This window comes from Cellvibrio sp. UBA7671, from assembly GCA_002483145.1.
Lineage (GTDB): Bacteria > Pseudomonadota > Gammaproteobacteria > Pseudomonadales > Cellvibrionaceae > Cellvibrio > Cellvibrio fibrivorans.
This window is the reverse complement of sequence record DLHJ01000016.1, coordinates 229,556-255,902: the sequence shown is the minus strand read 5'-3', so window position 1 is coordinate 255,902 and position 26,347 is coordinate 229,556. Positions and strand designations below refer to the sequence as shown.

Below are 26,347 nucleotides of genomic sequence, written 5' to 3'. Positions count from 1 at the left end.
CATCATGCAATTGCAGGTATATCTATGCCGGTAGCCGTACCTATGGCTCCCCAGAGCACACCCACCATCGCATTCCAAACTTTTTCAATCGTCACCTTGGCCAAGCCTTGCAAGGTGTTAGCAAAACTTTGCGCCATGGTTTTTAAACTGTCTAAAAAAAACTCCTGCGTCTCCGTGGTTATTTGCCCACTCGCAATACCCGCTGCGACCAACGCGGCCTGTTGAGCTATGGCTTTTATCTGGCGATCAGAAAAACCTTTCAAGACAGAGATGTCTTTTTTGGCCACATCCGAAGCCGCTGATTTCATTTGCTCCATCAAACTCGAAATATCAATCGGTGTAGCCATGATTTAAAGTCCCTCGCGTTCTAAAAAATTTTCATAGGTCAGAGCCTGGTCCAGATAAATCACCACTTGCCCTTTAAAGGCCGCCACCTCAAATGCGGTGACGCCCTGTTTTTTATCCACATCGCGCATTTTAGTGAGCGTAATGGAAATTTGTTCCAACGCCGCTGCGCTCGGTACTTCACCGGTATCCGTGATTGTGATGCCGCGCTTGGCGAGATATTCATTTACTTTATCGCCGACACTGCTTTTTGGTGTCGGGCGCGATTTGGCTTGCAAGGCGAGCGCATCGAGGGTGCCGATAATACTGCTGTAGGTGGCATCGCGCTGCGCAAAACTGCTGGCAGCGGTACCCGATGAAGTAGAAGCAAAGTGAGTCATGATTTGTTGGCTGGCGGTTACCAGACCATCGGCGATGGCTTTATCGTAGTTGGGAGCAAGGCGGGCAACGCAGGCTGACAACAGCAGCATTAGCGTGAGCGGTAAAATAATAGTGGCCAGGCGCTTCATAGCGCATCTCCTTGGAAAGGCTCAGGGGGAAGCAACCTTATAACTAAGAATAACCGCGAGCGCAAATAGAATTGCGGGGGGAAGTATTCGCAACCGGATTAAAAATACAGCGCCACACAAAACGCCACAAACAAACTACCCGACAAATATTGCCAGAAGCGCACCGGATTTTTTTCTAACAAAAGTGCACGGTACTGCTGTTTATATTTTGGATTGGGATGCTGGAGTTCATGCAAAAACTCCGAAATGTCGCCGTGGCGACGCTCCGGGTCATAGCGCAGCCCTTTGCGGATAGCGCCGTCAATCCAGAAAGGTACCAGGGGATTTAATTCATAACTGGAGGTGTAACGGGTGTTGAGATAGGCGCGCTCAGTGCGGCAGTTACCGAGTTTGCCGTCAAAGGGCGCAGCGCCAGTGAGCATTTCGAATACGATAATCGCAAGCGAAAACAAATCGGATTTTTCATGGCTCTTGCCATGCAAAATGGTTTCCGGCGCGGAGTATTCTGCCGTACCTAAAATGCGTTCGCGCGCAATAGGCGAACTGATTTCAGCAATACCTTTAACCAGGCAGGAGCCAAAATCGATAATTTTTATTTCGCCGTGGCGATCCACCATGATATTGGCGGGGCGCAAATCCTGATGCAGGGTTTCGCGGCGATGGAACGCACGCAAGCCTTTGCAAATTTGTTCCACCATATAAATAACATCCTGCACCGGTGGAACAGGATGTTGCTTGATCCATTGCGACAAGGTCTGGCCATCGATATATTCCATCAAATAATACAGGCAACTTTTCGCTTTATTGGGCGCAATGACTTTCACCACATGGGCGCTATGGATACGGCTGCCCACCCAGCTCTCTAGAATAAAACGCTCAATATAAGCCGGATCATCGGCAAAATTAATTGAGGGTGTTTTCATGCACAGGGTTTGGCCGCTGTTAGTGTCAGTCACTAAATACACCTGACTGCGGCTACTTGCATGCAATTCTTTTTCGATGCGGTAGCAGTCAATTACCATTCCGGCATTCAAATGTGGAGGAAAAGGTAAGGCGCTGAGTTTTTGGCAAGCATCATCCACACTTTGCGCAGGCAGTGCATCAACGCGCAAAATCTGGCAACTGATATTGTCATCACTCTTACTCGCCAGCGCGAGCTCCACCAATTGCTGGCTGAGCAATTCGTAATTGTCACCACCGGATTGCAAATGCGCGCAGAGTTGTTCATCGCTTATAAAATCATGCAAGCCATCAGTGCTGAGCAAAAAAATATCGTTTTCTTCAAGATCGATAGTTTTGTAATCCACATCGAGCGATACATCCAACCCCATCGCCCGTACCAGATAGGATTGCTCGGCACTGATAATCGTGCGATGGTCGCGCGTGAGCTGCTCCAGTTTTCCCGCACGCAGGCGATAAATACGTGAATCGCCCACATGAAAAATATGCGCGCTGTGGGATTTAAAAATAATACAACTCAGCGTACTGACAAAACCTTTTTGCGCCTCGCGCAAATGCTGCCCGCGCGAATACAACCAGCGGTTGAGCGCAATCAATACTTGCGTAGTGGATTTTTTTACCGTCCAGGTATCGGGCGTGGAAAAATAGTCAGCGAGGAAATTGCGCACGCAGGTTTCACTCGCTTCTTTACCTGCCTCGGCCGCACTCACACCATCGGAAATAATGGCGGCAGCGCCTTTGGTATCCAGCAACATACCTTCCGGAATACGGATGCCTAATGCATCTTCGTTTTGCGCTTTAATTCCCGCCGATGAAAATTGGCCGACGGTGAAAGCAAGGTTACTGTTGAGATGCCATGCGTTCATCAGTGCATTTCTACCATTTGCACACTGCCATCGGGCAGCACTTCAAACATACTGCTTTTAGGTTCTTCCAACCACATGGCTGCCATAGCCGCTAGCGCGATACAACCGGCGATGGTGAGGAAAAATACCGGCGTGCTGACAAACGAAAATACGGTGAGCAACACCACTGCACCTATATTGCCGTAAGCACCGACAATACCGGCGATTTGTCCGGTGAGACTGCGGCGGATTAAGGGCACTACGGCAAACACACAACCGGCAGCAGAACCTAAAAAGAACGAGCTACACATCATCGCCGCTACGGCGAGCGCAATAGGCCAATCGCTGGTAATGGTTGATAACACAAAAAATCCTATTGCCGCGCCGATCAATAAAATCACCAGGGATTTTTTGCGGCCAAATTTATCGCTGATCCAACCGCCGGATGGGCACGAGCCGATGTCCACCGCCGCAAAACAGGCACCGAACACACCGGCCAAGGCAACAGGGACTGCAAAGGTATTTTGGAAAAACATCGGCAACATGGAAACCACTGCCAATTCGGAACCAAAGGTGACCGCGTAGGCGATACTCAAGATCGCCACTTGTTTAAATTTATATTGCTGGAGCTTATCGACCGGCTTGGAAAATATTTGCACATTGAGGCTATAAATTTTGCGGCACTGCAATACAAAAATAGCCACCAGCACCGCATCAATAATGTAGAGCGTGGTAATAGAAATGAGCCCGAGCGAACTGACTTTCCAGGCCAGCAGCGCCAGTGCGCCATACATGGGAATATTGACCAATAGATACAACACAACGTCTTTTTTGCTGGTCACTTCCAGACCGCCGGATTTATTCGGTTTGAAATACGTTGAACCAGCAGGTGTATCAGTTACTGAAAAATAGTAAATAAAGGCATACACAAATGCGATTGCACCGGTCAGCCCGGTCGCGTAGCGCCAACCATCATCGCCACCCACTACTAAAGCCAGCGTAGGCAAACTTATTGCCGCAGCTGCTGAGCCGATATTGCCCAGTCCTTTATACACACCTTCAGCCAATCCCATTTGGCGCGCGGGAAACCATTCACTGATCATGCGGATACCAATCACAAAACCGGCGCCGACAAAGCCGAGCAGGAAGCGCGCAAGCGCGAGCATCTCAAAACTGGTGGCGAGCGAAAAAAACAAACAGAGGAAGCCGGTGATAACTAATAAGACGGAATAGACATTGCGCGGCCCAAATGAATCCACCAGCATGCCGACTACAATCCGCGCGGGAATCGTCAGGGCCACATTAAGGATCAACAGGGTTTTAATCTGCTGCTCACTCAAACCAAAACTGGCCTGGATCGCGAGCAACAAAGGCGCATGGTTGAACCACACAAGGAAAGTAATAAAAAAGGCCATCCAGGTCATGTGCAGGATCTTTGTCTTACCGGTAAACGACAACAAATCCAGTTGTGCACTATTTTTACTCATCACCAACACCTCAAGGATAATCTATGAGGCGCTTTCAGCAATAATTACGCCATTTTATAAATCATCGCGCTAAATCGGCAGGAAAAATCTGCACCAGACTAAAACAGCCCACTAAAACACACTAAAAAGCACAATTAGCGAGCACTGTGCACTCGCTATTTATCCCATTTTGGCGCAAAACACAGAAATTTTTATGCACACTTTTAGACCATTAAATCGACTGCCAGCCGCTAAACCCCTGTATTTATAGGGTAAAACGGGGTGCTATGGATTGGTGGCTGCGCCATCAGCTTGCACTTTTTCTCTATTCACTTTCTTACCGCCCACCAGCAACACCCAAAAAAGCGCACACACCTATTTTTATTACCAAATGCACCAATCAGATTCAATAAGAGAATTTTTGGCGTTTATTTGGAGCACATCAAATACCTAAATATGCACCCAAATGCATCCACACCACCCAATTTCGCTTTTTAAGCGCACCATTTATGGTTTGGCATAGCCATTGCAAAACCCTATTTGATATTCACCATATTGATTCAAATAATTTTTACCGGATAACCGCCATGAGCACTCATCGTTTAAACCTGTTGGACTTTTCCAATAAATCCGTTGCTACCCTGCACTTCACCTGGTTCGCATTTTTTCTCACCTTTGTCATGTGGTTTAGTTTGCCCTCGCTCAAACCGCTGATCACCGCCTCGATTGTGATGACGCCCCAGCAGTGGGCCGCACTCTTAACCCTCAACGTAGCACTGACCATTCCTGCCCGCATTGTGGTCGGCAGCCTGGTAGATAAATTTGGCCCGCGCGCCATTTACTCCAGCTTGTTAATTTTTTCCGGCGCCATACTGATTGCATTTGCCTGTGCACAAACGTTTGAGCAGCTTGCACTCTTCCGCTTCTTGCTCGGTTTTGTGGGCGCCGGTTTTGTGATCGGCATTCGTTTGGTCAGTGAATGGTTCCCTGCGCGTCAAGTCGGTTTGGCAGAAGGTATTTACGGTGGCTGGGGTAACTTTGGTGCAGCGGCAGCAGGTTTTACCCTGCCCTTCTTAGCGATCCATGTATTCGGCGGCGATGACGGCTGGCGCTATGCGATGGGCACCGCCGCAATTATCGCGATGGTTTATGGTGTGGCTTTCTATCTCACCGTGCGCAACACACCAAAGGGTTCTACCTATTTCAAACCGAAAAAATCCGGCGGTTTGGAAGTGAGCAACAGAAAAGATTTTATCTTCTACGTGATGATGAATGTGCCCATGTATTTGATCCTCGCAGTACTCGCCTGGAAAATGTCGCCATCCAATCTGGGGTTATTAAGTGCAACCACGACCTATGCTCTCTACGTTGTGTTGCTGGTTCTGTTCGCGTTTCAATTTTCACAAATTTATCGCGTGAATAAAGACATGCTGCAAAAAGGCAGTGTGGCCGAGCACGATAAATACGAATTTAAACAAGTGGCAATTTTAAGCTGGGCCTATCTCGCCACCTTTGGTTCTGAAATTGCGGTGGTGTCCGTATTGCCCGCCTTCTTTATGACGACCTTCACCGGATTAAGCGTGACCCAAGCCGCGATGCTAGGCGGTTCATTTGCGTTTATGAATTTGGTGGCGCGCCCTGGCGGTGGCTGGGTGAGTGATAAATTTGGTCGCCGTTTTAGCATGAGTATTATTCTCGCCGGTGTTGCCTGCGGTTATATGCTGTTATCGCAAATTAACGCCAGCTGGCCGCTATACCTTGCCTTCAGCGCGGTATTTATTTGTTCGCTGTTTGTGCAAGCCGGTTGCGGTGCAGTGTTTGCGGTAGTGCCGTTAATTAAACGCCGTATGACTGGCCAAATCGCCGGCCTTGCCGGTGCCTATGGCAATGTGGGCGCGCTGTTCTTCCTGACCATGAATACCTTTATCGATATTCAAATGTTCTTCTGGATGCTCGCTGCCGCTGCCGCAATCGGCCTGGTATTTGTGCAGTTCCTAAAAGAACCTAAAGGCCATGTAGTTGAAGTGAATGAAGACGGTTCATTGCATAAGATTGAAGTGAGTTAAAACGGAGCTGGATACCTGCGCGCGCAGGTATGACGACAAATCAATTGCCGACAGTTATGCTGTCGGCAATTTCTTTTTATAACAACAGAAAATCCTATGGAACACCTGCAATCAACACTGCACATTAGCTTCGCGCAAAAAAGTGAAGCGGGGCGCAAACCGGAAAATCAGGATACGGTTGGCGCACGCATTCCCGAAGGCAATTTGCTCACCACGAAAGGAATAGCGATTGCGATTGCCGATGGTGTCAGCAGCAGTAAAGCCGCTCGTGAAGCGAGCCAAACGGCAATTGCCGGTTTCCTCAGCGATTATTTCGCAACACCCGACACCTGGCGCACGCAGCAATCGGCCATGCGTGTGATCCAGAGTTTGAATTCCAGCTTGTGGGGGCGCAGCCAAAATTCTATTTACGGTGAAGGTTATCTCACCACTTTTTCTGCGCTGATTTTAAAAGGCGACACCGGATTTATTTTTCATGTGGGTGACACCCGCGTCTATCGCCTGCGCGATAATAATCTCGAATTGCTCACCCGCGACCACACCCAGCGCATTGATAAACACACCACCCATTTAAGCCGCGCTATGGGCGCAGATCCCTATCTGGAAGTGGATATGCACAGCCTGGAATTGCAGCGCGGCGATATTTTTATTTTATCCAGCGATGGGATTCACGAGCACATCCCAGCGCAGGAATTTAAAGCCTTTATTCTTCAGCACCGCGACAACCTCGAAGAAATTGTCAACCAAGCTTTACCAGTCGCGCTGCAATATCACAGTGAAGACAACCTCAGCATTCAAGCGTTACGTATTGAAAGCCTCGGCACTGCTGCGCAGGACGATGCGGTGCAAGTCTTATCGCGCCTGCCTTTTCCTCCCGTGTTATCACCCGGCCAAAGCCTGGATGGTTTGCGCATCAAAAAAATACTGCACGAATCAACCCGCAGCCAGGTGTATTTAGTCGAAGACGAAAAAAATAATTTGCTGGTGATGAAAACCCCGTCGGAACTTTATCAAGACGATAAAGCCTACATCGAACGCTTTGTAATGGAATCCTGGATAGGCGCGCGCATCCAAAGCGCCGGTGTTGTGCGCGTGATTCCCGCCGCTGAATCGCGCTCCTGTTTGTATTACCTCACCGAATATATTCCCGGCCCCACGCTCACCCAATTATTAAAAGAGCGCGGCATTTTGTCGATTCTAGATGCAGTGGAATTAACCGAAGGATTGATCCGTGGCATACGCGCGTTCCATCGCAAGGAAACCCTGCACCAGGATTTAAAACCGGACAATATTGTGATCAGCGCCAAAGGCCCGATGATTGTCGATTTCGGTTCCTGCTGGGTCGCAGGCGTGCAGGAAATTGGTGCACCCTTTGTACGCGACCGGGTGCTCGGAACACTCGATTATTCCGCCCCGGAATACCGTTACAACGGCAAAGTCAGCGCCGCCTCCGACCAGTTCTCGCTCGCGGTGCTGCTCTATGAAATGCTTACCGGCAAACTGCCGTTTGGCAGTAACTACAGCAAAGCCATGGATTTAAAAAGTTTCCAACGGCTGCAATACATCTCCGCCATGAAATACAATCCACTGGTGCCCTACTGGCTCGACAAAGCGCTGGAAAAAGCCCTGAGCATTTACCCCAACAGCCGCTATGAAGCGCTCTCGGAATGGCTACAGGATTTAAAACGCCCCAACCCGGAATGGCTCACGCCACGTGCACAACCGCTGCTGGAGCGCTACCCCGACAAAGTCTGGAAAGTCCTCGCTGCGACCGGATGGATTGCGGCAGCCATCGCATTTTTTTGGCGCCATTAACCTTGCGAACTCCGGGTTGTGATTTGCATAGCCCCTGGCGCATTAATTTTCTGTTAGTCTCTGTGCAAATAACACACACTCAATAACGATCATTGCTCGCACAGGGACTTTACTGTCATGACCATCAAACGCGCCCTGATTGTGGATGACTCCACTACCGCCCAATACCGGCTCAAAAAGATGCTGCGCCGTTACCCGCTCGATATCGATATCGTCGATTCCGGTGAAGCCGCACTGCGCTACCTCGCCCGCCATGCACCTGCAGTGATTTTTATGGATCACCTGATGCCGGGCATCGACGGCTTCCGCGCGCTGCAAATTATTAAATCCAATCCCGATACCGCGATGATCCCAGTGATTATGTACACCTCCAAAAGTGGCGATGTGTACACCGGGCAAGCGCGCGCATTGGGTGCGCTGGATGTGGTGAGCAAAGACCGTATCAATGCCACCGATTTATCCAAGGTGATGGAAGCCATCCATATTTATCCCAATGCGAAAATCGATGAGAGCGATATCGTTGAAAGCGCGGAATTAATCGCCGCCGCCAACCAAGTTACCGCCAGCGCTGACAGTGTGAGTGAGACCAATACGCCGCCACTGGATCGCCGCACGTCATCTCTGGAACAAGCGCGCAACCTAGATTTGCGTTTAAGCCATATGGAACACAGCTTGGAAGACAACCGCCGGTTTATCACCTCGCGCGTTGTGCGTGAACTGCAAGGGCTGAGGCAGAATTTGCGGCAAGAACTGGGCGATATATTGCAACAGCAGCAACCCGCCATCCCTGCACCCACTGCACAGGCGCCTGTTGCTGAAATAAAAACGGGAAATTCCGGTTGGTCGATGTTCGCGATTTTTTTATCGGTTATTTCACTCGCCGTCATCGCCTACTTTTTGCTGTTGATCAACAATCAACTCCATGACAATAAAACCCAGCAAGAAGCACTTAGCAAACAACTACAAGAAGTCACTGCACAAGCCAACAAAGAGCCAGAGCTGGTTAGCCCGGCGCTGGTCAACGCCGGGATCGCGCAACCAAAACCCCTGCTCGCCCCCGACAACAATTTGCTCGCCGATCTTGCGTGGACATTCAACCAAAGCGGCACACTGGCATTCCATCAAAACACCATCGACCCCAAACCACTCTTGCGCTTGCACGAATTATTACATCGCCTCGCCAGCAACGGTTTTAAAGGCACAGCCACGGTGAATATTTATGTCGGGGATTTTTGCGTAATGGTAGACAACATGGGCATGGCACAATTGGCACCGCCGAATAAAACCCTCGGCGATTGCATGCTCTCCAGCGAGATTTACACCATCGCACGCCTGATGGATGACTACACACGCGAAGTGTCGATGATTCTGGGCAACTTAACCCGCGATGTAAATTCAACCATCCAAATTGCCATTACCGCCGCACCCGGCAATGATCCTTATCCAGAGCGCATACCGATTATAAATGCAGGCGATTGGAATGCACTGGCGCAAAATAATAATCGGTTGGAATTGGTGTTAGTAGCAGATGAAGAACAGTAACAGACGATAGATAAAGATATCATTAAGCGAGCCTGATTTTTAGGTTCGCTTTTTTATTGCCGGTTAATCAGGACTGTCGGAGGTGATGTCGCCCATCCGCATTTTGATGGTAACTGTAAATGAACGGCGGTTAAATTCTTTCGCAGTTTTTTACTAGAATTATGGACAGATTTTACTGTAAAGCATCTCATTAAAAACCATACCATTTTTATAAATGGCTTTTTCCAACACCGCTTCTAATTTATAACCACACTTCTGCAAAACGTTAGCAGAGGCTAAATTCCCTTCAAAAACTGAAGCGTTTAACCGAATAAAATCGGTATTCTCAAAGAGAAAATCAGTGAATTTTTGCAAAGCCTCTGAAGCAATACCTTTGCCCCAATAGGGCTTGGCCACCCAATAGCCTATTTCGGCAGTTTTTTGCTTTTCAAATTCGCCCGGAATAGTGCTGATTGAACCGACAAATATTCCATTGTGAATTATGGCGTAGACAACGCCAATTTTACTGCCCGTATTTACCCACCATTGTGCGGCCTCATTGGTATATGGCTGAGGCAGTCTTACGGAGAGGAAATGTGTTTGAGTTTCGTCATTTAGATATGAGACCAAAAGCGCCTCATCTTTCTGTTCAAATTTTCTCAGTTCTAACATCTACGCTCTCACTGCCAAATAAATAATTGCGGTAGCCTTACACATAAGCCCGCAGTCAAGTTAGTCAAACTCATGAACTTCTTAGTCGTTGCCCCCACTTACTGGAAACAAATAAAAACCCAAATAAACCGGCCATAATTGCAATATCAGCGACATTGAATACACCCGTTTTAAGAGGCCCCATTTGCAACAACATGAAATCCACTACACGGCCATCATTGACAGCTCGGTCATATAAATTTCCAAAACCACCAGCAAGTATAAGCAAGCCTACCGTAAAACTATATTTATCCATTGGTTTTATCAGCATGTAGATCAAGCCGCCCACCAACATTAAACCGACCAGAAACGTGAATAGAATAACCCTCAACTCGTCAGATAGATCCGCCCCAAGACTCAGCATACCCCCGGTGTTTTCGTGATAAGTAAGGCTAAAAAAGCCATTTAGAAACGATAGCGGCTCCTGGCCTTTAAGCAGGCTTACAGCTTGATTCTTCGTATAACGATCACATCCAACGAGAGGGAAGAAAACCAATAGAATCAATAACAACTTAATTTTCATTTAGAACCCCATGACTATGACCAATAGCTAACGTATGCATTTGCATGTAGATTTCGAATACGGCTAAAAACGATAACAATTTTGAATGCCTTGGCGCACGATAATTGCGATTGGTAAACCAACTAAATTTTCGCTGCAGGTATTGATTTTTTACTACGATCGCCTTTAGGGGGTTCATTTCCATACAAGACTAATACGAATTAACTCAATGCTAAACTTAAAAGCTAAGCGTATTTTATGCTGCATTAGAGCCATATTTATTTCATGTCATTTTTTTTGGCTATTAATGCCAATTTAATTTTCTTAAAGTTAACAACCATTCCATAGGTATTAATGATAGCTATAATAAAAAAAATTCCCCACAAAATATTATGGTTGCTCGTGTTGCTAAATATGCCCGAACCACTCGCACCTCCAGTACCTAAATAACCAAGGCCAAATATAGCGACTGATAGTAAAGAGCGAGGCAAGCCCAACGCACCGCTAACCAAAATGTAGACAATTAGAGCATCCCCCACACCTTACTCCTAATAGTTTATTCAACAGCACAAGCCATATATCCATGAACAGCTTAATATCAGCCCATTAAAAAAATAACAACACGGCCCCAAACAACCAAAATAAAACTGAGGACATACGGCCTTACAGAAAGTTCTGGATTCGGCTTTGTTACACCCGTACGCCCCCAAACTCCTTCTTAGGTTTAGCATCAACTCTCATCAATGTCATACATATGATCAACCACATACCGCATCTTGGGTTGCAAGCCATTTTCCTGGGTTTTGCTGTAATAATCCTGCCAGTGTTTTACGCCGCTCCAAAAAGTTTCCGGTGCAGATAAGTTGGCATTCACACCGGGCGCCAAATCAAAACCATTTGCGCTAAAAATTTGGTTCAGCATCATCGCTGAGGGGAAGCCGATTTGTTGCATCAGTGGATTAGTGGCATTGCCTGCGCCCCACACAAACGCGAGCCAAGGTAAAATATTTTCAACAGCATCGTAACTCACACGCGATTTTTGATATTCCGCAAGCGATTGCAGGATTTGCTCTTGAGGTACGGGAATCGCGAGCAGTGCCAAGTTAGGATAATCTTTTTGTGTGGGCAATTTATTAAACGGCAGCTCGATCAAACCATTGCGTGTAGGAGCATAGGTCGCGGTAGCGGGTTGGAATAAGGGTAGATTAAAAAATGCAGCGCTGGAAAAGTCACCATCCTGAATTTTAAATAACGCACATTCCGACCAATATGACGGCAGCATATCGCCACGCAAATGGGATTGGGCTACGCGAATGCGGAATGACGCAACATCCTTACCTCCCGCCAACACGATAAAACTCCAACCGGTAATATTATCCAAAGCAAAACTCTCGTAGGCACGCTTTAACCAATCAAGATTGGCTTCGCGTTTGATACGCTCCATTTTGTAAATATCGCTTTGGATAAACGATTGGGCCGAAAGTGTTTGTTTGATCATCATCCTTTCCTCAACAGATAGTTGAAATTGTTAATGTTTAAAGACTTACTAATTTATAGGGGCCGTGACTCGATGAATGTTCACGTCGCTTTTTTTCATTGGGATCGGTACACACATAATCCACACTAAACTCCAACCCGCCAGGAATTGCATGAAAGCGCAACAATGCAACGTGATCGCCTTGCTGCCGATGCTTGATATCCAAGGTGAGATTAGCCAAGGCTATTTCCTTCAGGTCCTTGGGTGCCGCAGGATGTTTGGGAAATGCTTTTGGATCACCAAATAGATCGCGGAGTTTATCTTTAACGCTGTTGATTTGGTCACTGCCAATGGTGTCGATTAAACGCGATGGTGAGGCAATCACTTCGTAAAATAGAATATTGCCGCGCTGGTTTTTTCCTTCAACTATGCGTCCCCAGTGCACATCGCCCGTAATAAACAGCACCGGAATTTCTGCCGCAAATAATTCCGTGAGTGCAGTCTTAAGCAACGCAAAATCCTTGTAGTTAATCATTTCCATATCGGCGACACGCCTATCCCATTGCCCCGGCTTTTCAATCAACAGCGCCTGCCCGGAACTCAACAACCCCACAGCGGCTTGCTGATTTTTTTTGCGCGCCAATAAATCATTTTTCCAGTCAGCGATGGCTGTGCGCGTTTGCGCATTGAACATATGCGTGCCATCGTCGTCGCGGTAGGTACGGCCATCAAGGAACAGCATACTGAGCGGCTCAATATCCTGCCGAAAAAATCCGGCACTTTGCGCGGGCGACATCTGATAGCGTTCGTATAAACGCGTCGCTAACTCGCGCCAGTTGTTGCGGTCTTTTTCCCAGTGAGTATTCGTTAACTGCACTTGCTTATAAGGAAAGTTATTCCAATATTCATGGTCGTCCGGAACGCAGAGCACCGGGCCATGGCTCAACACATCGGCAAGCCCTGGTTGTTTGAGTGGATTGGAAAACCAATTGAGCTGATATTTTTTTCCGAGTGTTTGCGCAAGGCGGGTTTTATCTTCAGGTAAATTTTGCAGCGAAGGCAGATCGAGATACACCTGATCGCCGGCGAGCAGAGTGAAATCCGGTGCAGGCTTAATTGCCTTGATAATGTCAGTCAATGCCTGCGATTTATCATTCGGCTGGTAATAACAGGAGGACAACAGCAAATTAAAACTGTCAGCATTTTTTGCTGGCAATACTCCCGGAAGGCGCTTGCTGGTCAGCGTTACGCATTGGTCGCCTGCACTCACCCTAACGGTGAAACGCTCACTGGTAGCAGGCCAGGCAAAGGCAAAAATTGCACGGTGATTCAGTGGCCGATCATAACTATCGCGCACCTCGTCACCCAGCGGCTCAAACACAGCGGGTTGGGCACTGGGGGCAATAGCTTGGCCATGGATTTCAAACGCGACCGCTGGCGGTGTAGCAACTCCCAAAATCCCCACCCAAATCAACAACTCATCGGGCCGACCAATTTGATTGTACGCAAAAAGCTGCACCTGGATTCTCCCTTGAATAGTGGTGAGCGCCAACTATATACCTGAGCCGCACAGCTGAATAGTTAGACTTTAAATCTTAACGGATACAAACCAGGCTTTACGGACCGAGCCACGCTACAAATAGAAAAGAGAACTGAAGCAAAACTCCAGTTCTCTTTTTGTTTCTGCAATTCAGAGCGTATTACTTTTGCTGTAAAAAATTCAACAAATCCTGATTCAACCGCTCTTTGTGTGTATCAGCCAAGCCGTGTGGAGCGCCGGGATATACCAACAATTTTGCACCTTTAATCAACGTCGCAGACGCTTTACCAGAGGTTTCAATCGGTACGATTTGATCGTCGTCGCCGTGGATGACTAACGTCGGCACATCAAATTTAGCCAGGTCACCTCTGAAATCTGTTGCAGAAAATGCTGCGATTGAATCGTAGGTATTTTTTGCACCGGCCAGCATGCCTTGTCTCCAGAAAGATTGGATTGCACCTGCTGAAGGTTTTGCACCGGGGCGGTTGTAACCGAAGAACGGGCCAGAGGCGATATCCAAATATAATTGTGAGCGATTGTCGTTGGAGGCTTTGCGCAAGCCGTCAAATACTGACAGGGGTAATCCGTTCGGATTGCTTTCTGTCTTCAACATGATTGGCGGTACGGCGCTAACCAGCACAGCTTTTTTAACCTGTTTGGTGCCGTGGCGACCAATATAGCGAGCCACTTCACCACCGCCGGTTGAGAAACCTACCAGAGTTACATCATCCACTTTAAGCGCGCTAATCACATCGGCCAAATCATCGGCGTAATGATCCATGTCGTTACCATCCCATGGTTGGCTGGAACGGCCGTGACCACGGCGGTCATGCGCAATTACGCGATAACCTTTCTCTGCCAAAAATTGCATTTGTGATTCCCAGCTATCGGAACTCAGCGGCCAGCCGTGGCTGAACATCACCACTTGGCCATTTTTAGGCCCCCAATCTTTGTAATAAATTTCTACTCCGTCTCGCGTGGTTACTGTGCTGGCAGTGTGAGAAATTTTTTCCGCTGCCTGCGCGTGCAGACTTACAAAAGAAGTTGCGGTGGTGATAAAAAAGGCGCTGAGTATGTGCATAAATTTTTTCATGATTAATCTCCAAAATAATTAAAAATCTTCAATGTTTAAAAGAAGGTGTGAATAAATTTAGTTTTCGATAACCACTAACTCGACATCGATATTGCCGCGTGTTGCATTCGAGTAAGGGCAAACCTGATGCGCTTTTTCAACCAGCTCTTGTGCTTGCGCCAATGGCAAACCAGGCAGAGAAATTTCCAATTTAACGCGCAGTGCAAAACCGGTTGGGATTGGGCCTATGCCTACTTCTGCTGCGATTTGTGCGCTGGCCGGTATTTGTACCCGCGCCTGGCCAGCTACAAATTTGAGTGCACCTAAAAAGCAGGCTGAGTAACCGGCTGCGAACAACTGCTCGGGGTTTGTACCTGAGCCACCGGCACCGCCGAGCGCTTTGGGTGTAGAAAGTTGTACTGACAAAGCGCCGTCATTGGACTCTGAACGGCCTTCGCGGCCACCGGTTGAAACTACGTTTGCGGTATAGAGAATTTGTGAAGGTTTCATAATCTGCATTCCTGTTTGGGTGTTTGTTGAGGTTTGTTTGTTGCTGTTGACGAGGAGCATTGTGCTGGACTTATCGACACGAATTGATACAATTCATCTTCAATTCTTAACATATCGTATTTTTATGGTTGATTGTCTGGCAGCACTTCTAGGGCACTTCTCGATGAGCGCCCAAACCTTCCAAACCGGCCCGCTGTGCGGCATTAACACGCTGGATGGCAGCAAACCCTATGGGCAACTGCATCTATTAAGGAAGGGAAAGGCGGAGGTGTGGCATGGGAATACCAAAGCCCATGAGCTTGAGGAACCGAGCCTGCTGTTTTATCCGCGCCCGACACCCCACAGCTTTGTGACCGATAGCGAACATGGCGCCGACTTTGTTTGCGCAAATATTTTGTTTGAAGGCGGATCGGCCAACCCGCTGCTCAATGCGCTGCCCCCGTGCATCTGCATTCCGCTCGCACAAATGCCCCACAGTGTCGCCCTGCTCTCGCTCCTCTTCGCAGAAGCAGAGGCAAACTATTGCGGAAGACAAACAGTGCTCGACCGTTTATTTGAAGTGATATTGGTTCAGTTATTGCGCGGGCTGATGGAAAGCGATAACCCGCAGTTGGGATTGCTAGCTGGCCTCGCGCACACGCAATTGCGGCGCGCGATAGTGGCGATGCATGAAAAACCGCAAGAAGATTGGTCGGTTGAACGGCTGGCGAAAATCGCGGGTATGTCGCGCAGTGTTTTCTCCAATCAGTTCCGCGATGCCGTGGGCGATACTCCCGCGAATTATTTACAGCGCTGGCGCATTGGCCTGGTGCAGAAATGGTTGAAGAAAGGCCAACCACTGCGATTAATTGCAGAAGAAGCCGGATACAGCAGCGAAGCGGCACTTTCGCGCGCGTTTAAATCACAATGCGGGGTATCGCCTATGCAGTGGTTGAAGGAAAGTCAGGCGGGGAAATAAGGCCAGACCACCCTCTAATCCAACTGCCTACTTATAAACTCTGAACGTTTTTCTTTATCTATATATTCAACCAAGGGTTCTAGTCCAGCCTTAACAGTTTGAATAGTTTTATCTGTTAATGAATTTGGCCAATACTTGGTAGGCCAAAACCATGGTTTACCCCACATCCGATAATACTCTGAACTTTTCTTTACCAATGATGCAGACCTTAAAAATTCATTTCCCTGAATTTTTTTCCTCTTAATTAAGCAAATCTGGAATCTTGGGGACCTATATTTTTCAAAAGCAATGGATAAGGTATCTACAGAATCTTCGTTTATTCGTTCAAGATCAATTTCACTACCTGAAACAACCCATTCGGGATCATGATACGAGACAGATATCCACTGAAATCCAATACCAAGGAAGAATGGCACTATTTCTTGCTCAATTTTTTCGCATAGATACCTTGTTTCAGGTGGACAAAGATTTTTCCATTTGCTGTACTTTTTCTTATGTGTGTCCATCATCACGTTATATCCAAGTGGGCTAAGAATATTTAGGTAGTGGTTTTTTGTTAAATATTTTTACTGGCTATCTCTAAAACAGCTAATTCCCCCACAACCCCAAATCCCCCAACAACCTCAACGAAAACGCCTTACGGTAATCCTTCAACGCTGCAAAACGTTCCGCTTCCATATAAATCGCAAATGCTGCAACAGGCTTTGCGTTTGCATCTTTTATATAACCAACGTACCAGCCCTCAAACGCGCCATCATTATTATTGGGATCAATTGAACCCGCACCGGTTTTGGCGTAGAGCGAGAGACCGTTTTTGGTTTCTTGCAATGCGACAGATTCAAATGCCGCAAAGTGATTCGCTTTCACACCGCAGCGATTTTTTAACAAGCAAGCAATAAATTCCACTTGTTCGGCGGGCGAAATTTGTAATTCATTATTCAACCAAAACTCATTACTTCCGGGCGTAAAAGTCTGGTTGCCGTAATGAAAGGTTGCTAACCATTTTTTATAGTCTGTAGGTTTTATGCGCGGCACCAATGCTTTGTAGTACCAGACCGCTGAATGCTTAAAAGCCGATGCCAAGGTGTGCGATTGTTTCCAGGTTTCCGGCCAAAAATCTTTGGCGGGATATTTTTTTTGATCCCATTCGATACGCTCATCAATCGATTTGACTGCGCCAGTTTCAAGCGCAATTAGCGTATGGGGAATTTTAAAACTGGAGTGAGGGCTATGGCGCTGACTCAAGCCGGATTCATTCATCGCCCAGCAGTGATTATTGTTTAAATCGACCGCAAGAAATGTCACTTTGCGGGTACCCATTTCGGCAATGTAAGGATCTGTGTTGATTGGCTTGGTGGTTTTGCAGACGTCAGCAAAACTCATCACGGGCGTTAACAGTAACAAAGCAAATAACGTGTTTATTTTCACTAAATGTTTCTCCATCGATAATTTTTTAAATCCAAATACTTTTGCGCGCCAGCATACTTGCAGCGGCCGGCAAGTATGCATCCACCACACCTGAAGCGCCAAGTAGATCACTTAGTACCCGGCATTAAATCTTATTTTATAAATTATCGCGCCAAGTGGCGCCTCAGTCTCTTGTATACAGGTATATCGCCGCACTAGTATGCAACCTCTCCACATCAAATATAAAAACAGTTTTACCTAAGATAATAAAACAACAAATAAGAGACGGATGTACTCAATCCCCTGCATCCGCTCGCCGAACGGCAATTAGCATTAAAACCGGTCAATCCCTTCCTGCTGTAGCCGATTGAATAGTCGGCTAGCGAAGCTATTACTGCTCAAAACAATAAATTCTTATACCTAGAGGAACTCCTTATGCTTAACCACAAAGCAAAAGGCTATCGCCTGGCGACACTGCTCGGATTGGGGTTGATGACCGCAACTTGGGGCAATGCCGCTTCTGCAGGCTGTAGCTATACCGTCACTAACTCCTGGGGCAGCGGTTTTACTGCAGCCATCCGCGTCACCAATGACAGCACCGCAACCATTAATGGTTGGCAAGTGAATTGGGCGTACAGCAAAAACACCGTGAGCAGTGCGTGGAATGCGCGGCTTAGCGGCAACTACTCGGCGAGCAATATAGGGTGGAACGGCACCTTGCGCCCCGGTCAATTTGCCGAATTTGGTGTACAGGGTGCAACTAACGGCGGCGCAGTTGAAGTGCCGCAAGTCACCGGCGCGGCCTGCGGTACAGCTGCTGTTGCGAGTTCCAGTATTGCTTCCAGCAAAGCGGCGAGCGTGACCAGTTCATCAGTCGCGTCGATTGCAAACAGCGTGAATATCGCCGGTTTGGCGACAGCAACAACCTCGTATGTATCGCCTTGGGAAACCATTCGCGCGGTTAATGACAACAGCAACCCCGCCAACTCGAATGACAAAACTGCCGGCGCCTATGGCAACTGGAATAACCCCAATTCAATCCAATGGGTACAGTACGATTGGCCACAAAATTACGCGTTAAGTTCAACGCAAATTTATTGGTTTGATGATAACGGCGGAGTATTAACACCGACTCGCGCTTACCTCGAATATTGGAACGGTAGTGCCTGGGTCAATGCAGGCAATGTGCCGCTCGCAAAAAATGCATTTAATACTCTCGCGCTCAACAATGTTGTGACTAATCGCGTGCGTGTTTCCATGCTCAATACAACACAATCCACCGGCATATTGGAATGGCGCGTATCAGGCACTGCTGCTGGCAATGTTGCTAGCTCTGTCAGCACGTCCAAAAGCAGCACAGCGTTAAGTTCTTCATTAAGAAGCAGCATTGCCAGTTCAATTGCACTCAGCAGTTCATCGGCGCGCAGCAGTACGCCAGCGAGCAGCTCATCCGTGAGAAGCAGCACACCAGCAGTGAGCAGCAGCTCGAGCAGCAGTGCTCCAAGTGTTGCGCAGTGCAGCGCTTACGATTGGCCGAAATACGAACCCGATTTAAATTACGATTTCCGCACCGACTTTGGCCAAGTCGATACCAGCAAATTCAAGGTCTACAACGGTTGCCCGGCAAGCACTATCGCCGGTGTAAAAACCAAAGGGCGCTTTGCATTTATTTGGGGTAAAAACCGCAATCCATCCATTACCGATGCGGACATTGATCGCGTGCTTACCAATCTCAATGAAGATGCAGATTACATTCACAACGTGATGGGTTGGCCGGTCGATAAACTGCAAGCCGAAGGTTACTTCAGCAATATTTATCTCTATGGTTCAGGCCTGTGTACTGACAGTGCAGCTAACACGGAGAGAGGCGGATGGCAAAGCGGGATCAACGGTTATCCGATGGTGTTGCTGTCTTACTATCCGGTTGTCACTCCAAGCGAGCGCGGTGGTATTACGCACGAATTTATTCACACGATTATGGCCACACGCGGCAACAAAGCAGCCTGGTTTAACGAAGGTGGCAACACCTGGTTGCAGATGAATCTGGAAGCATCGCGTACTGGAAATTATGGTGTCGGATTTTTGGATGCAACGTCATTTCTCGCTCCGCATATGCCCATAGAAAATTACAGCGGCTGGTTGCAAGATGGCACTTTCGGTGGCCCGAATGCAGAAGGTGTTGATCGCCGTGTAAATGGCCAACAAATTTCTACCTGGCGTGAATACCTCGGCGGCAATCAATACAACGCGGCTTTCCCGCACTTCCTCGGCGTGCATGTTTCCAAAGGTGCTAACGCCTGGATTTGGGCGAAGGGACCGCACAATCATATTTTGCGCTCACTCGCCGGTGGTGTTGGTGAAGAGCAAACACAACGCATGATTATGGAATTCCGCGCGCGTCAGGCGATGGTGGATTTCGGCCCTTGGTCTAACGCATTTAAAGTGCCGATTAATAACAACTGGGGCAGAACAATTAATGCCGAGCGAATCGATGGTGGAATTTTGCAAGATCCGGGCGCGCATCGTTTGACTTTCTATTCGGCCACAACGCAAGAAGGTACGACACTGGTTCCAAGCACGACTACGCTACCGGGTTGGTCTGGCGCAAACCAGATTCCGCTAAAAGTCACCGGCAATAAAGTGCGCGTGAGCTTCCAACCTATCGGCCAAAACATGCGTGTGCAATTAGCGTATCGCGCAGCAGACGGCAGTGCGGTTTACAGCAAACCAGTCACCAGCGGTGAAGCTTGTTTGGACCTCACCAAAGCACCGAAAAATGGTGTAGTAGTTGCAGTGGTGAGCAACGTGGATCATCTCTACAACGGTGAAGAAACACGCACACGCAAACACGACTATCGATTGCAATTGCTTGAAGGTGTGACGGGCACAGCGCCGCTGTACGACAAGCACTACCAATAAACTCTCCAGCCTTTCCAACCCTTTGCGCTCTGCGCGAGGGGTTGGCTTTTTGCAAACCGAATTCCATACCCATTTATCCTGCATGAGGGATTTTTTATGCGTCGCTCTTTATTTGGAAAACATTTATTTAAAAAAAACCAACTCGCCTTGTTAATCGGGCTGGGGCTGGTAACCACCGCGTTTGGCAACGCCGCCAATGCAAGCTGCAATTACACCATCACCAATTCCTGGGGAACCGGATTTACGGCAGCAATCCGCATTACTAATGACACAGCGACAACTGTAAATAGTTGGCAAGTGAATTGGACTTACGCCAACAACAAAGTGAGCAATGCATGGAACGCACTTCTCAGCGGTAATTACAACGCAACGAATATTAGTTGGAATGGCAGAATTCAACCGGGGCAATCGGTCGAATTTGGCTTGCAAGGCACAACCAACGGCGGCGCGATTGAATCGCCAACACTGACCGGCGCTTTGTGCGGCACAGCAAATGCCAGTAGCTCAAGTAGAGTCGCAAGCAGCGCACAAACGCTTAGCAGTGCGCGAAGTTCTTCATCCAGCATCGTATCAACACCAGCAAATATTGCGGGCCTCGCCACCGCGACGACTTCCTATGTATCCGCATGGGAAACGATTCGCGCGCTGAACGACAACAGCAACCCAACAAATTCCAATGACAAATCTGCAGGTGTTTACGGTAATTGGAATAACCCGAATTCAATTCAATGGGTGCAATACGATTGGCCACAAAATTACAATTTAAGTTCAACGCAAATTTATTGGTTCGATGATAACGGCGGCGTACTGACGCCCACACGTGCTTACGTGGAATATTGGAACGGCAGTGCCTGGGTCAATGCAGGCAATGTGCCGCTGGTAAAAAATGCATTTAATACGCTTGCATTAAATGACGTTGTGACCAATCGTTTGCGTGTTTCAATGCTTAACGCAACTCAATCAACGGGTATTTTGGAATGGCGTGTTGCAGGAGCAGTACAAGGTGGAAACGCATCCTCTACTGCCGTTTCATCCACTCGCAGCAGCACACCGGTTTCCAGTGTGGGCAGCAGTGCAATTCGTTCATCGCAAGCGAGTTCATTAGCCATCAGTTCCGCAGCATCCAGTGTTGCCAGAAGCAGCAGTTCACTTGCAAGCTCATCGCGCGTTGCAGTTTCTTCCGTAGGTGCTAGCAGTTCCGCAACAAGTTCAGCCGCAGCTGTGTTCACGCCTATCACCAATCAATATGAGTATGAGGGCATCAATACCGGCAACGCGGTGTATAAAGATTCGAATCGTTTCCGTTTGTATTACGGTGCAGATAACAAACGCGGCCCCAAGGGTAATTTGGGCATACACTCCGATGCCGATGTAACGCGCATGCTGGAACATATGGAGAAAGTGTACGACTATTTTGTACGCGACCGAGGCTTTAAATCCCCCGCACAATCCATTCACGCCAACCGACCAGGCTCATTCAAAATCAACGTTTATTCGGTGACGGATATCGATGCCGGTGGGTTTATGGGCTACAACGGTACAGCGGGTTTAAGCTATCTGGTCATGCGCAGTAACTTGCTGAATGTCGATAGCATTTCCACGCACGAGTTTGGTCATGGAATTACACTCGCTGAAGCTATCTGGATCGATAAAGCGCGCACCGGTGCATGGTGGGAAACAACGGCTGAATGGTTTGCGGATACTTATATGAGCCCGCTCACAAACAACACTAACTTCGATGTCAATTCAATGCATGCCGCATCGAATTTAACCATAGTGCACAAAGATAATTTGTATCAAGCTTGGCCGTTCATGAATTATCTTTCCAACAACCCAGACAATTACGCAAACCTCGGCCGCGACGCGGTGCGCAATTTAATTCGCGCGCATCAAGGTCAGGAAACACCGCTGCACAGTCTGGCGCGCCTAGTGCAACCAACCTCGATCAAAACATTGGTTGGCCGCTACCGCGCGCGTATCGCTTACGGTGATATTGGCCATCCACTCGTGCAACAAAAAGTGCTCGCCGCACAACGCGATGCCAGTTTCCGCACGCGCGCTTATCGCAACCTGGAATCTATCGGCAGCAATATGTATCGCGTATTGGAAGCGCGTAAACCGCAATTCACTGGCAGCAATATTATTCCGCTGACCGCAACGGGTAGCGGTGACATTAATATTCAAGTCACCAACCTGGGCAACGGGTTGAGCGACAGCAATTTCACCGCGATTGTTGCGATCAAAGCGACCAACAACAGCGTTCGCTATGTTGATCTCGCCAACGGTGCAGGCAGCTTCCAGTTAGCATCGGGTGAAGAAGCCAGTTTGGTGGTGACAAATACGCCGGACTCGCTCTACTTGTACAACGCCTTTGAAAGCACCAGCACGAATCCTGAATCGATTGGATTGAATTACCAAGTGCAGATTTTGGGCGCGAGACCGAGGGATTAATTGCAGAAGAGAAATTGATTTGGAGTTGAAATTATTAAACGGCGCAAGTAAAGACTTTCGCCGTTTTTTTATTTTGTTGCTAGCAATTATTTAAAAAAAACCTGCGTGAAATAATGAACTTATTGATTTTTATTCGCAGAGGCGTTCGCCATTTGCGTGGAAGTAAAAAAATCCCACATCACATCATTCGCCGATATCACCTGCGATGGCGATTCACTGCCGCGCGGTTTTGTTCCGCCAGGCCATGAATGTCCACCCGTATCAGTCACACACAATTGTACGGCTACACCGCCTTTGCATTGCGCATATTTTTCGCAATAGGCGCCAGGTTTTTCCAATGTCTGTAGTGGCGTTGATTGGCAATGGTTACGTGTGACCCATTTTTTTACGCTGTCAGGAACTGAAACAAAATCGGCTACTTTAGATTCGTCCCTGAATTTTTTTCCTGCCCCACCATTAAAAAGTACACGGTCGTCGTTTTTAGCGTGGATATGCAAAATAGAGACGGGCTTGCGCGGCTGGCAATCAATTGTATTGTCAGTTCCGGCAACTGCCGCAATCGCGGTAATAGTGTCGGACATTTCGCAGGCCAGACGATAAGACATCATTCCACCGTTAGACATTCCCGTTGCAAAAATCATTTGCCGATTGATATTCAATTCACGCGTCAGGCTTGCAACCATTTTTCTAACGAACCCGACATCATCGATATTGTTATCGCGCGCACTGGCGCAGCAGGCACCGGCATTCCAGGTGGCAAACTTACCGGATTTAAATTTGCTGTAGCCATTCGGAAACACCACCACAAATCCTTCGGCGTCTGATTTTGAAATCAAACCGTAGTATTCATCCTTGGCCATATAATCCATATCGCCACCACCGCCGTGAAACGCCAACACCAGCGGCGCAGATTTGGACGCTTGATATTGTTTGGGAACATGGATGCGATAAGAGCGCGCGAGACCATCGTGTTGCAGCGAGCGAGTGTAGTCGCCTGGTTTTTGGATTTTTAATGCCCCGGCAGAATCAATCTCATTATCCTGCCGACCCTCGCGCCGCTCCGCCACTCGCTGTTTAATACGATCGCGCAAAGACCCGTCTGCCTGCTCATCCTGAGCAATCGCCAGCGGTGGCGATAACAGACAACACACTGCACAAAGTGCAGCAATGTTGATTGCAAGGAAATTTTTCAACACAGATAAGGTATTCATTGCGGCGCCCTTCGTTGATGCTTAAACGCTTCTTTTTACCACCACATGATTAACTGAAACTGAGCAAAGAGATAATTCTCTGCAATATCAATCTGCCAACCTCCCTGTGGATTTTTGACTTCACTCATCACAAGTTAGAACTTGTATCCAACCGATAACTCCAAATTAAGGTTATAGCCTTCCTCGAAATACTTCAGACTAGCGTTTGTATACTCTTTTTTATATTCACCAACCGAAAGACCTGTTGATGCATTCCAACCTGACTCCCACAGCCAAATGTATCCAACTCCCAGGCCGTAGCTTTCGCGTTCGTATTTATCAAAAAGTATTCCTTCTTCATAATCGTCGTAACTATTATCGGTTAATTTATTCCAATAAACTCCGTAGAACAAAGAATCTTCGTTTTCATACTGATAACGTTTTACAGAAACTGAAACCGGAAAACCAACACCAAGACTCCACTTACCTTTCTGTACTTCAAAGCCTAAAATACCGGTATAAGGTGAGGCACCTAACTTTCCGTTGAACATATACTCACTATTACTTTCTTCAGCCAACAATCCAGAGGAAAGCAGTGACAAACACATAACCATTATTTTTTTCATTTTAAGATCCCTTATTTAATTCTTCTCTGGAGGCACATAACCCTCCGCCTCATCCACTTTCTCACCCGACAAAAACTTTTCCATTTGCTCGGTGAGATAAACCTTGGTACCCATATCCATTACGTTCAAACGTTTTTCGTTGATCAGTAATGTCTGGTGGGCCATCCATTCTTGCCAGGCTTTTTTGGAGATGTTGTTGAATAAATCCAAACCCTTGGCACCAGGATAAGGGGGCATATCCAGGCCTTCCAGTTCTTGTTGGTATTTTCGACAAAAAACCATGCGACTCATATTGTTCTCACTTACGTTTAGATGATGTAGTGTTGCGTTTAGGTGCAGCGATTTTTTTAGCAGTTGTTTTTGCTACTGCTGTAGTCGCACGCGGATCCAACTGTGCGAGCTTTTCCAATAATTTTTTAACGGGGGCGGCCAAACCTAAGGCATCAGGCTGATGGGGATTGTACCAGTGGGTGGCGGCTTCACCGATAGCGCGCGGTGATTTTGCGAGTTGGATTAATACTGGCGTGATATCCAAATGGTAATGACTGAACGTGTGGCGATAGCTGTTCCATTCTTCCAGCTCGATCACCTTGCCGTAATGGTCTTCAGCAAATTCTTGTGCGTCGGCATCAATCGCTATTTCGGGGAAACTCCACAGGCCACCCCAAATACCCTGCGCGGGGCGCTGTTGCAGTAATAAATCGCCCGCAGGATTACGCAGCATTAATAATTGCACGGATTTTTCCGGCAAGGTTTTTTTCGGTTTTTTACCGGGATAATCTTTGGGATTGCCTTGTGCGTAGGCAATGCATCCGCCGCGCAGCGGGCACTCTTCACATTTGGGTTTGCTGCGCGTGCAGAGTGTTGCACCCATATCCATCATCGCTTGGGTGTAATGATTCGCGCGGGTTTTGGGTGTGTAGGTTTCGGCAATTTCCCACAGTTGTTTGGCCACATCCAATTGTGCCGGCCAACCTTCAACGGCGTGATAACGGGCGAGCACGCGCTTGACGTTACCATCCAAAATAGCGGCTCGTTTTTGATAGGCGATGCTCACAATCGCACCGGCGGTAGAGCGGCCAATACCGGGAAGATCGGCCAATGCGTCCACTGTTGCAGGAAATTCGCCACCGTATTGATTCACTACTGTTTGTGCACATTTGTGCAGGTTGCGCGCACGTGCGTAGTAACCCAAGCCGGTCCACAAATGCAGCACTTCATCAATCGGTGCGGCGGCGAGGGATTGTACAGTTGGAAACTGCGCGATAAAGCGCTCGAAATAGGGAATCACCGTCGTGACCTGGGTTTGCTGCAACATGATTTCTGACAACCACACGCGATAGGCGCTGATGTCTTGTTGCCAAGGCAGGTGTTTGCGCCCGTGTTTATCAAACCATTTGAGCACAGAGGTAGAAAAAGAAGAGGTCATAACCACTCGCGATGCAAGGATACTAGGC

23 protein-coding genes are annotated in these 26,347 nt (G+C 47.9%); 6 read left to right on the top strand and 17 right to left on the bottom strand.

The window, feature by feature from the left end:
- Positions 1 to 2: 2 nt before the first annotated feature.
- The 4 genes from B4E62_RS16915 to B4E62_RS16900 all read right to left on the bottom strand — a co-directional run bounded on the left by B4E62_RS16915 (position 3) and on the right by B4E62_RS16900 (position 4,146).
- Positions 3 to 347 carry a hypothetical protein gene (locus B4E62_RS16915; RefSeq protein WP_331352880.1) on the bottom strand — a complete coding sequence of 115 codons (345 nt, stop codon included), beginning with the start codon at positions 345 to 347 and terminating at the stop codon, positions 3 to 5.
- Between the two features lie 3 nt (positions 348 to 350).
- Positions 351 to 854 (bottom strand): hypothetical protein, encoded by a 504-nt coding sequence (locus tag B4E62_RS16910; RefSeq protein ID WP_331352879.1) that lies wholly within the window; start codon positions 852 to 854, stop codon positions 351 to 353.
- A 98-nt stretch (positions 855 to 952) separates the two neighbouring features.
- Positions 953 to 2,680: a bifunctional protein-serine/threonine kinase/phosphatase gene (locus B4E62_RS16905; RefSeq protein WP_331352878.1), complete on the bottom strand. Its 1,728-nt coding sequence runs from the start codon at positions 2,678 to 2,680 to the stop codon at positions 953 to 955.
- Positions 2,680 to 4,146, bottom strand: a complete 1,467-nt coding sequence (locus B4E62_RS16900; protein ID WP_331352877.1) for an MFS transporter — start codon at positions 4,144 to 4,146, stop codon at positions 2,680 to 2,682. Before B4E62_RS16900 ends, B4E62_RS16905 begins: the two co-directional genes overlap by 1 nt.
- A gap of 566 nt (positions 4,147 to 4,712) precedes the next feature.
- Between B4E62_RS16900 and B4E62_RS16895 the strand changes: the two genes are divergently transcribed.
- The 3 genes from B4E62_RS16895 to B4E62_RS16885 all read left to right on the top strand — a co-directional run bounded on the left by B4E62_RS16895 (position 4,713) and on the right by B4E62_RS16885 (position 9,548).
- Positions 4,713 to 6,191: an MFS transporter gene (locus B4E62_RS16895; protein ID WP_310067811.1), complete on the top strand. Its 1,479-nt coding sequence runs from the start codon at positions 4,713 to 4,715 to the stop codon at positions 6,189 to 6,191.
- Between the two features lie 96 nt (positions 6,192 to 6,287).
- Positions 6,288 to 8,006, top strand: a complete 1,719-nt coding sequence (locus tag B4E62_RS16890; RefSeq protein WP_331352876.1) for a bifunctional protein-serine/threonine kinase/phosphatase — start codon at positions 6,288 to 6,290, stop codon at positions 8,004 to 8,006.
- A gap of 117 nt (positions 8,007 to 8,123) precedes the next feature.
- Positions 8,124 to 9,548 (top strand): response regulator, encoded by a 1,425-nt coding sequence (locus B4E62_RS16885; RefSeq protein WP_331352875.1) that lies wholly within the window; start codon positions 8,124 to 8,126, stop codon positions 9,546 to 9,548.
- Positions 9,549 to 9,707: 159 nt separating this feature from the next.
- On the opposite strand, the gene B4E62_RS16880 is transcribed toward B4E62_RS16885, so the two are convergent.
- The 7 genes from B4E62_RS16880 to B4E62_RS16850 all read right to left on the bottom strand — a co-directional run bounded on the left by B4E62_RS16880 (position 9,708) and on the right by B4E62_RS16850 (position 15,339).
- Positions 9,708 to 10,199: a GNAT family N-acetyltransferase gene (locus tag B4E62_RS16880; RefSeq protein ID WP_331352874.1), complete on the bottom strand. Its 492-nt coding sequence runs from the start codon at positions 10,197 to 10,199 to the stop codon at positions 9,708 to 9,710.
- A gap of 70 nt (positions 10,200 to 10,269) precedes the next feature.
- Complete coding sequence (locus B4E62_RS16875) at positions 10,270 to 10,761, bottom strand: signal peptidase II (RefSeq protein ID WP_331352873.1); 492 nt, start codon at positions 10,759 to 10,761, stop codon at positions 10,270 to 10,272.
- A 257-nt stretch (positions 10,762 to 11,018) separates the two neighbouring features.
- Positions 11,019 to 11,279: a hypothetical protein gene (locus B4E62_RS16870; RefSeq protein ID WP_331352872.1), complete on the bottom strand. Its 261-nt coding sequence runs from the start codon at positions 11,277 to 11,279 to the stop codon at positions 11,019 to 11,021.
- Positions 11,280 to 11,470: 191 nt separating this feature from the next.
- The gene (locus B4E62_RS16865) at positions 11,471 to 12,241 is read right to left on the bottom strand and encodes a hypothetical protein (protein WP_331352871.1); all 771 of its coding nucleotides are present in this window, start codon (positions 12,239 to 12,241) and stop codon (positions 11,471 to 11,473) included.
- Positions 12,242 to 12,275: 34 nt separating this feature from the next.
- Complete coding sequence (locus tag B4E62_RS16860; protein ID WP_331352870.1) at positions 12,276 to 13,736, bottom strand: alkaline phosphatase D family protein; 1,461 nt, start codon at positions 13,734 to 13,736, stop codon at positions 12,276 to 12,278.
- Positions 13,737 to 13,917: 181 nt separating this feature from the next.
- On the bottom strand, positions 13,918 to 14,850 hold the full coding sequence (locus tag B4E62_RS16855; RefSeq protein WP_331352869.1) for an alpha/beta hydrolase: 933 nt from the start codon (positions 14,848 to 14,850) through the stop codon (positions 13,918 to 13,920).
- A gap of 57 nt (positions 14,851 to 14,907) precedes the next feature.
- The gene (locus B4E62_RS16850; RefSeq protein ID WP_040391165.1) at positions 14,908 to 15,339 is read right to left on the bottom strand and encodes an organic hydroperoxide resistance protein; all 432 of its coding nucleotides are present in this window, start codon (positions 15,337 to 15,339) and stop codon (positions 14,908 to 14,910) included.
- 124 nt (positions 15,340 to 15,463) lie between these two features.
- Between B4E62_RS16850 and B4E62_RS16845 the strand changes: the two genes are divergently transcribed.
- The gene (locus B4E62_RS16845) at positions 15,464 to 16,297 is read left to right on the top strand and encodes an AraC family transcriptional regulator (protein WP_331352868.1); all 834 of its coding nucleotides are present in this window, start codon (positions 15,464 to 15,466) and stop codon (positions 16,295 to 16,297) included.
- A gap of 14 nt (positions 16,298 to 16,311) precedes the next feature.
- Here the strand turns inward: B4E62_RS16845 and B4E62_RS16840 are convergent, their stop codons facing one another.
- Both B4E62_RS16840 and B4E62_RS16835 read right to left on the bottom strand, forming a co-directional pair.
- Positions 16,312 to 16,806: a hypothetical protein gene (locus B4E62_RS16840; protein WP_331352867.1), complete on the bottom strand. Its 495-nt coding sequence runs from the start codon at positions 16,804 to 16,806 to the stop codon at positions 16,312 to 16,314.
- Positions 16,807 to 16,885: 79 nt separating this feature from the next.
- Positions 16,886 to 17,725: a penicillin-binding transpeptidase domain-containing protein gene (locus B4E62_RS16835; RefSeq protein ID WP_331352866.1), complete on the bottom strand. Its 840-nt coding sequence runs from the start codon at positions 17,723 to 17,725 to the stop codon at positions 16,886 to 16,888.
- A gap of 414 nt (positions 17,726 to 18,139) precedes the next feature.
- Between B4E62_RS16835 and B4E62_RS16830 the strand changes: the two genes are divergently transcribed.
- Together B4E62_RS16830 and B4E62_RS16825 are read left to right on the top strand one after the other, a co-directional pair.
- Complete coding sequence (locus tag B4E62_RS16830) at positions 18,140 to 20,623, top strand: cellulose-binding domain-containing protein (protein WP_331352865.1); 2,484 nt, start codon at positions 18,140 to 18,142, stop codon at positions 20,621 to 20,623.
- Positions 20,624 to 20,719: 96 nt separating this feature from the next.
- A complete protein-coding gene (locus B4E62_RS16825) occupies positions 20,720 to 23,074 on the top strand; it encodes a cellulose binding domain-containing protein (RefSeq protein WP_331352864.1) in 2,355 nt (784 codons plus the stop codon).
- Between the two features lie 119 nt (positions 23,075 to 23,193).
- On the opposite strand, the gene B4E62_RS16820 is transcribed toward B4E62_RS16825, so the two are convergent.
- The 4 genes from B4E62_RS16820 to mutY form a co-directional block, all read right to left on the bottom strand.
- Positions 23,194 to 24,285, bottom strand: coding sequence for an alpha/beta hydrolase family esterase (locus tag B4E62_RS16820; protein WP_331352863.1), 1,092 nt, complete (start codon positions 24,283 to 24,285; stop codon positions 23,194 to 23,196).
- Between the two features lie 134 nt (positions 24,286 to 24,419).
- Complete coding sequence (locus B4E62_RS16815) at positions 24,420 to 24,890, bottom strand: hypothetical protein (RefSeq protein ID WP_331352862.1); 471 nt, start codon at positions 24,888 to 24,890, stop codon at positions 24,420 to 24,422.
- Positions 24,891 to 24,905: 15 nt separating this feature from the next.
- Entirely contained in the window at positions 24,906 to 25,181 is a 276-nt protein-coding gene (locus tag B4E62_RS16810; RefSeq protein ID WP_331352861.1) for an oxidative damage protection protein, read from the bottom strand.
- Between the two features lie 7 nt (positions 25,182 to 25,188).
- Positions 25,189 to 26,319, bottom strand: a complete 1,131-nt coding sequence (gene mutY / locus B4E62_RS16805) for an A/G-specific adenine glycosylase (protein ID WP_331352860.1) — start codon at positions 26,317 to 26,319, stop codon at positions 25,189 to 25,191.
- Positions 26,320 to 26,347: the final 28 nt, after the last annotated feature.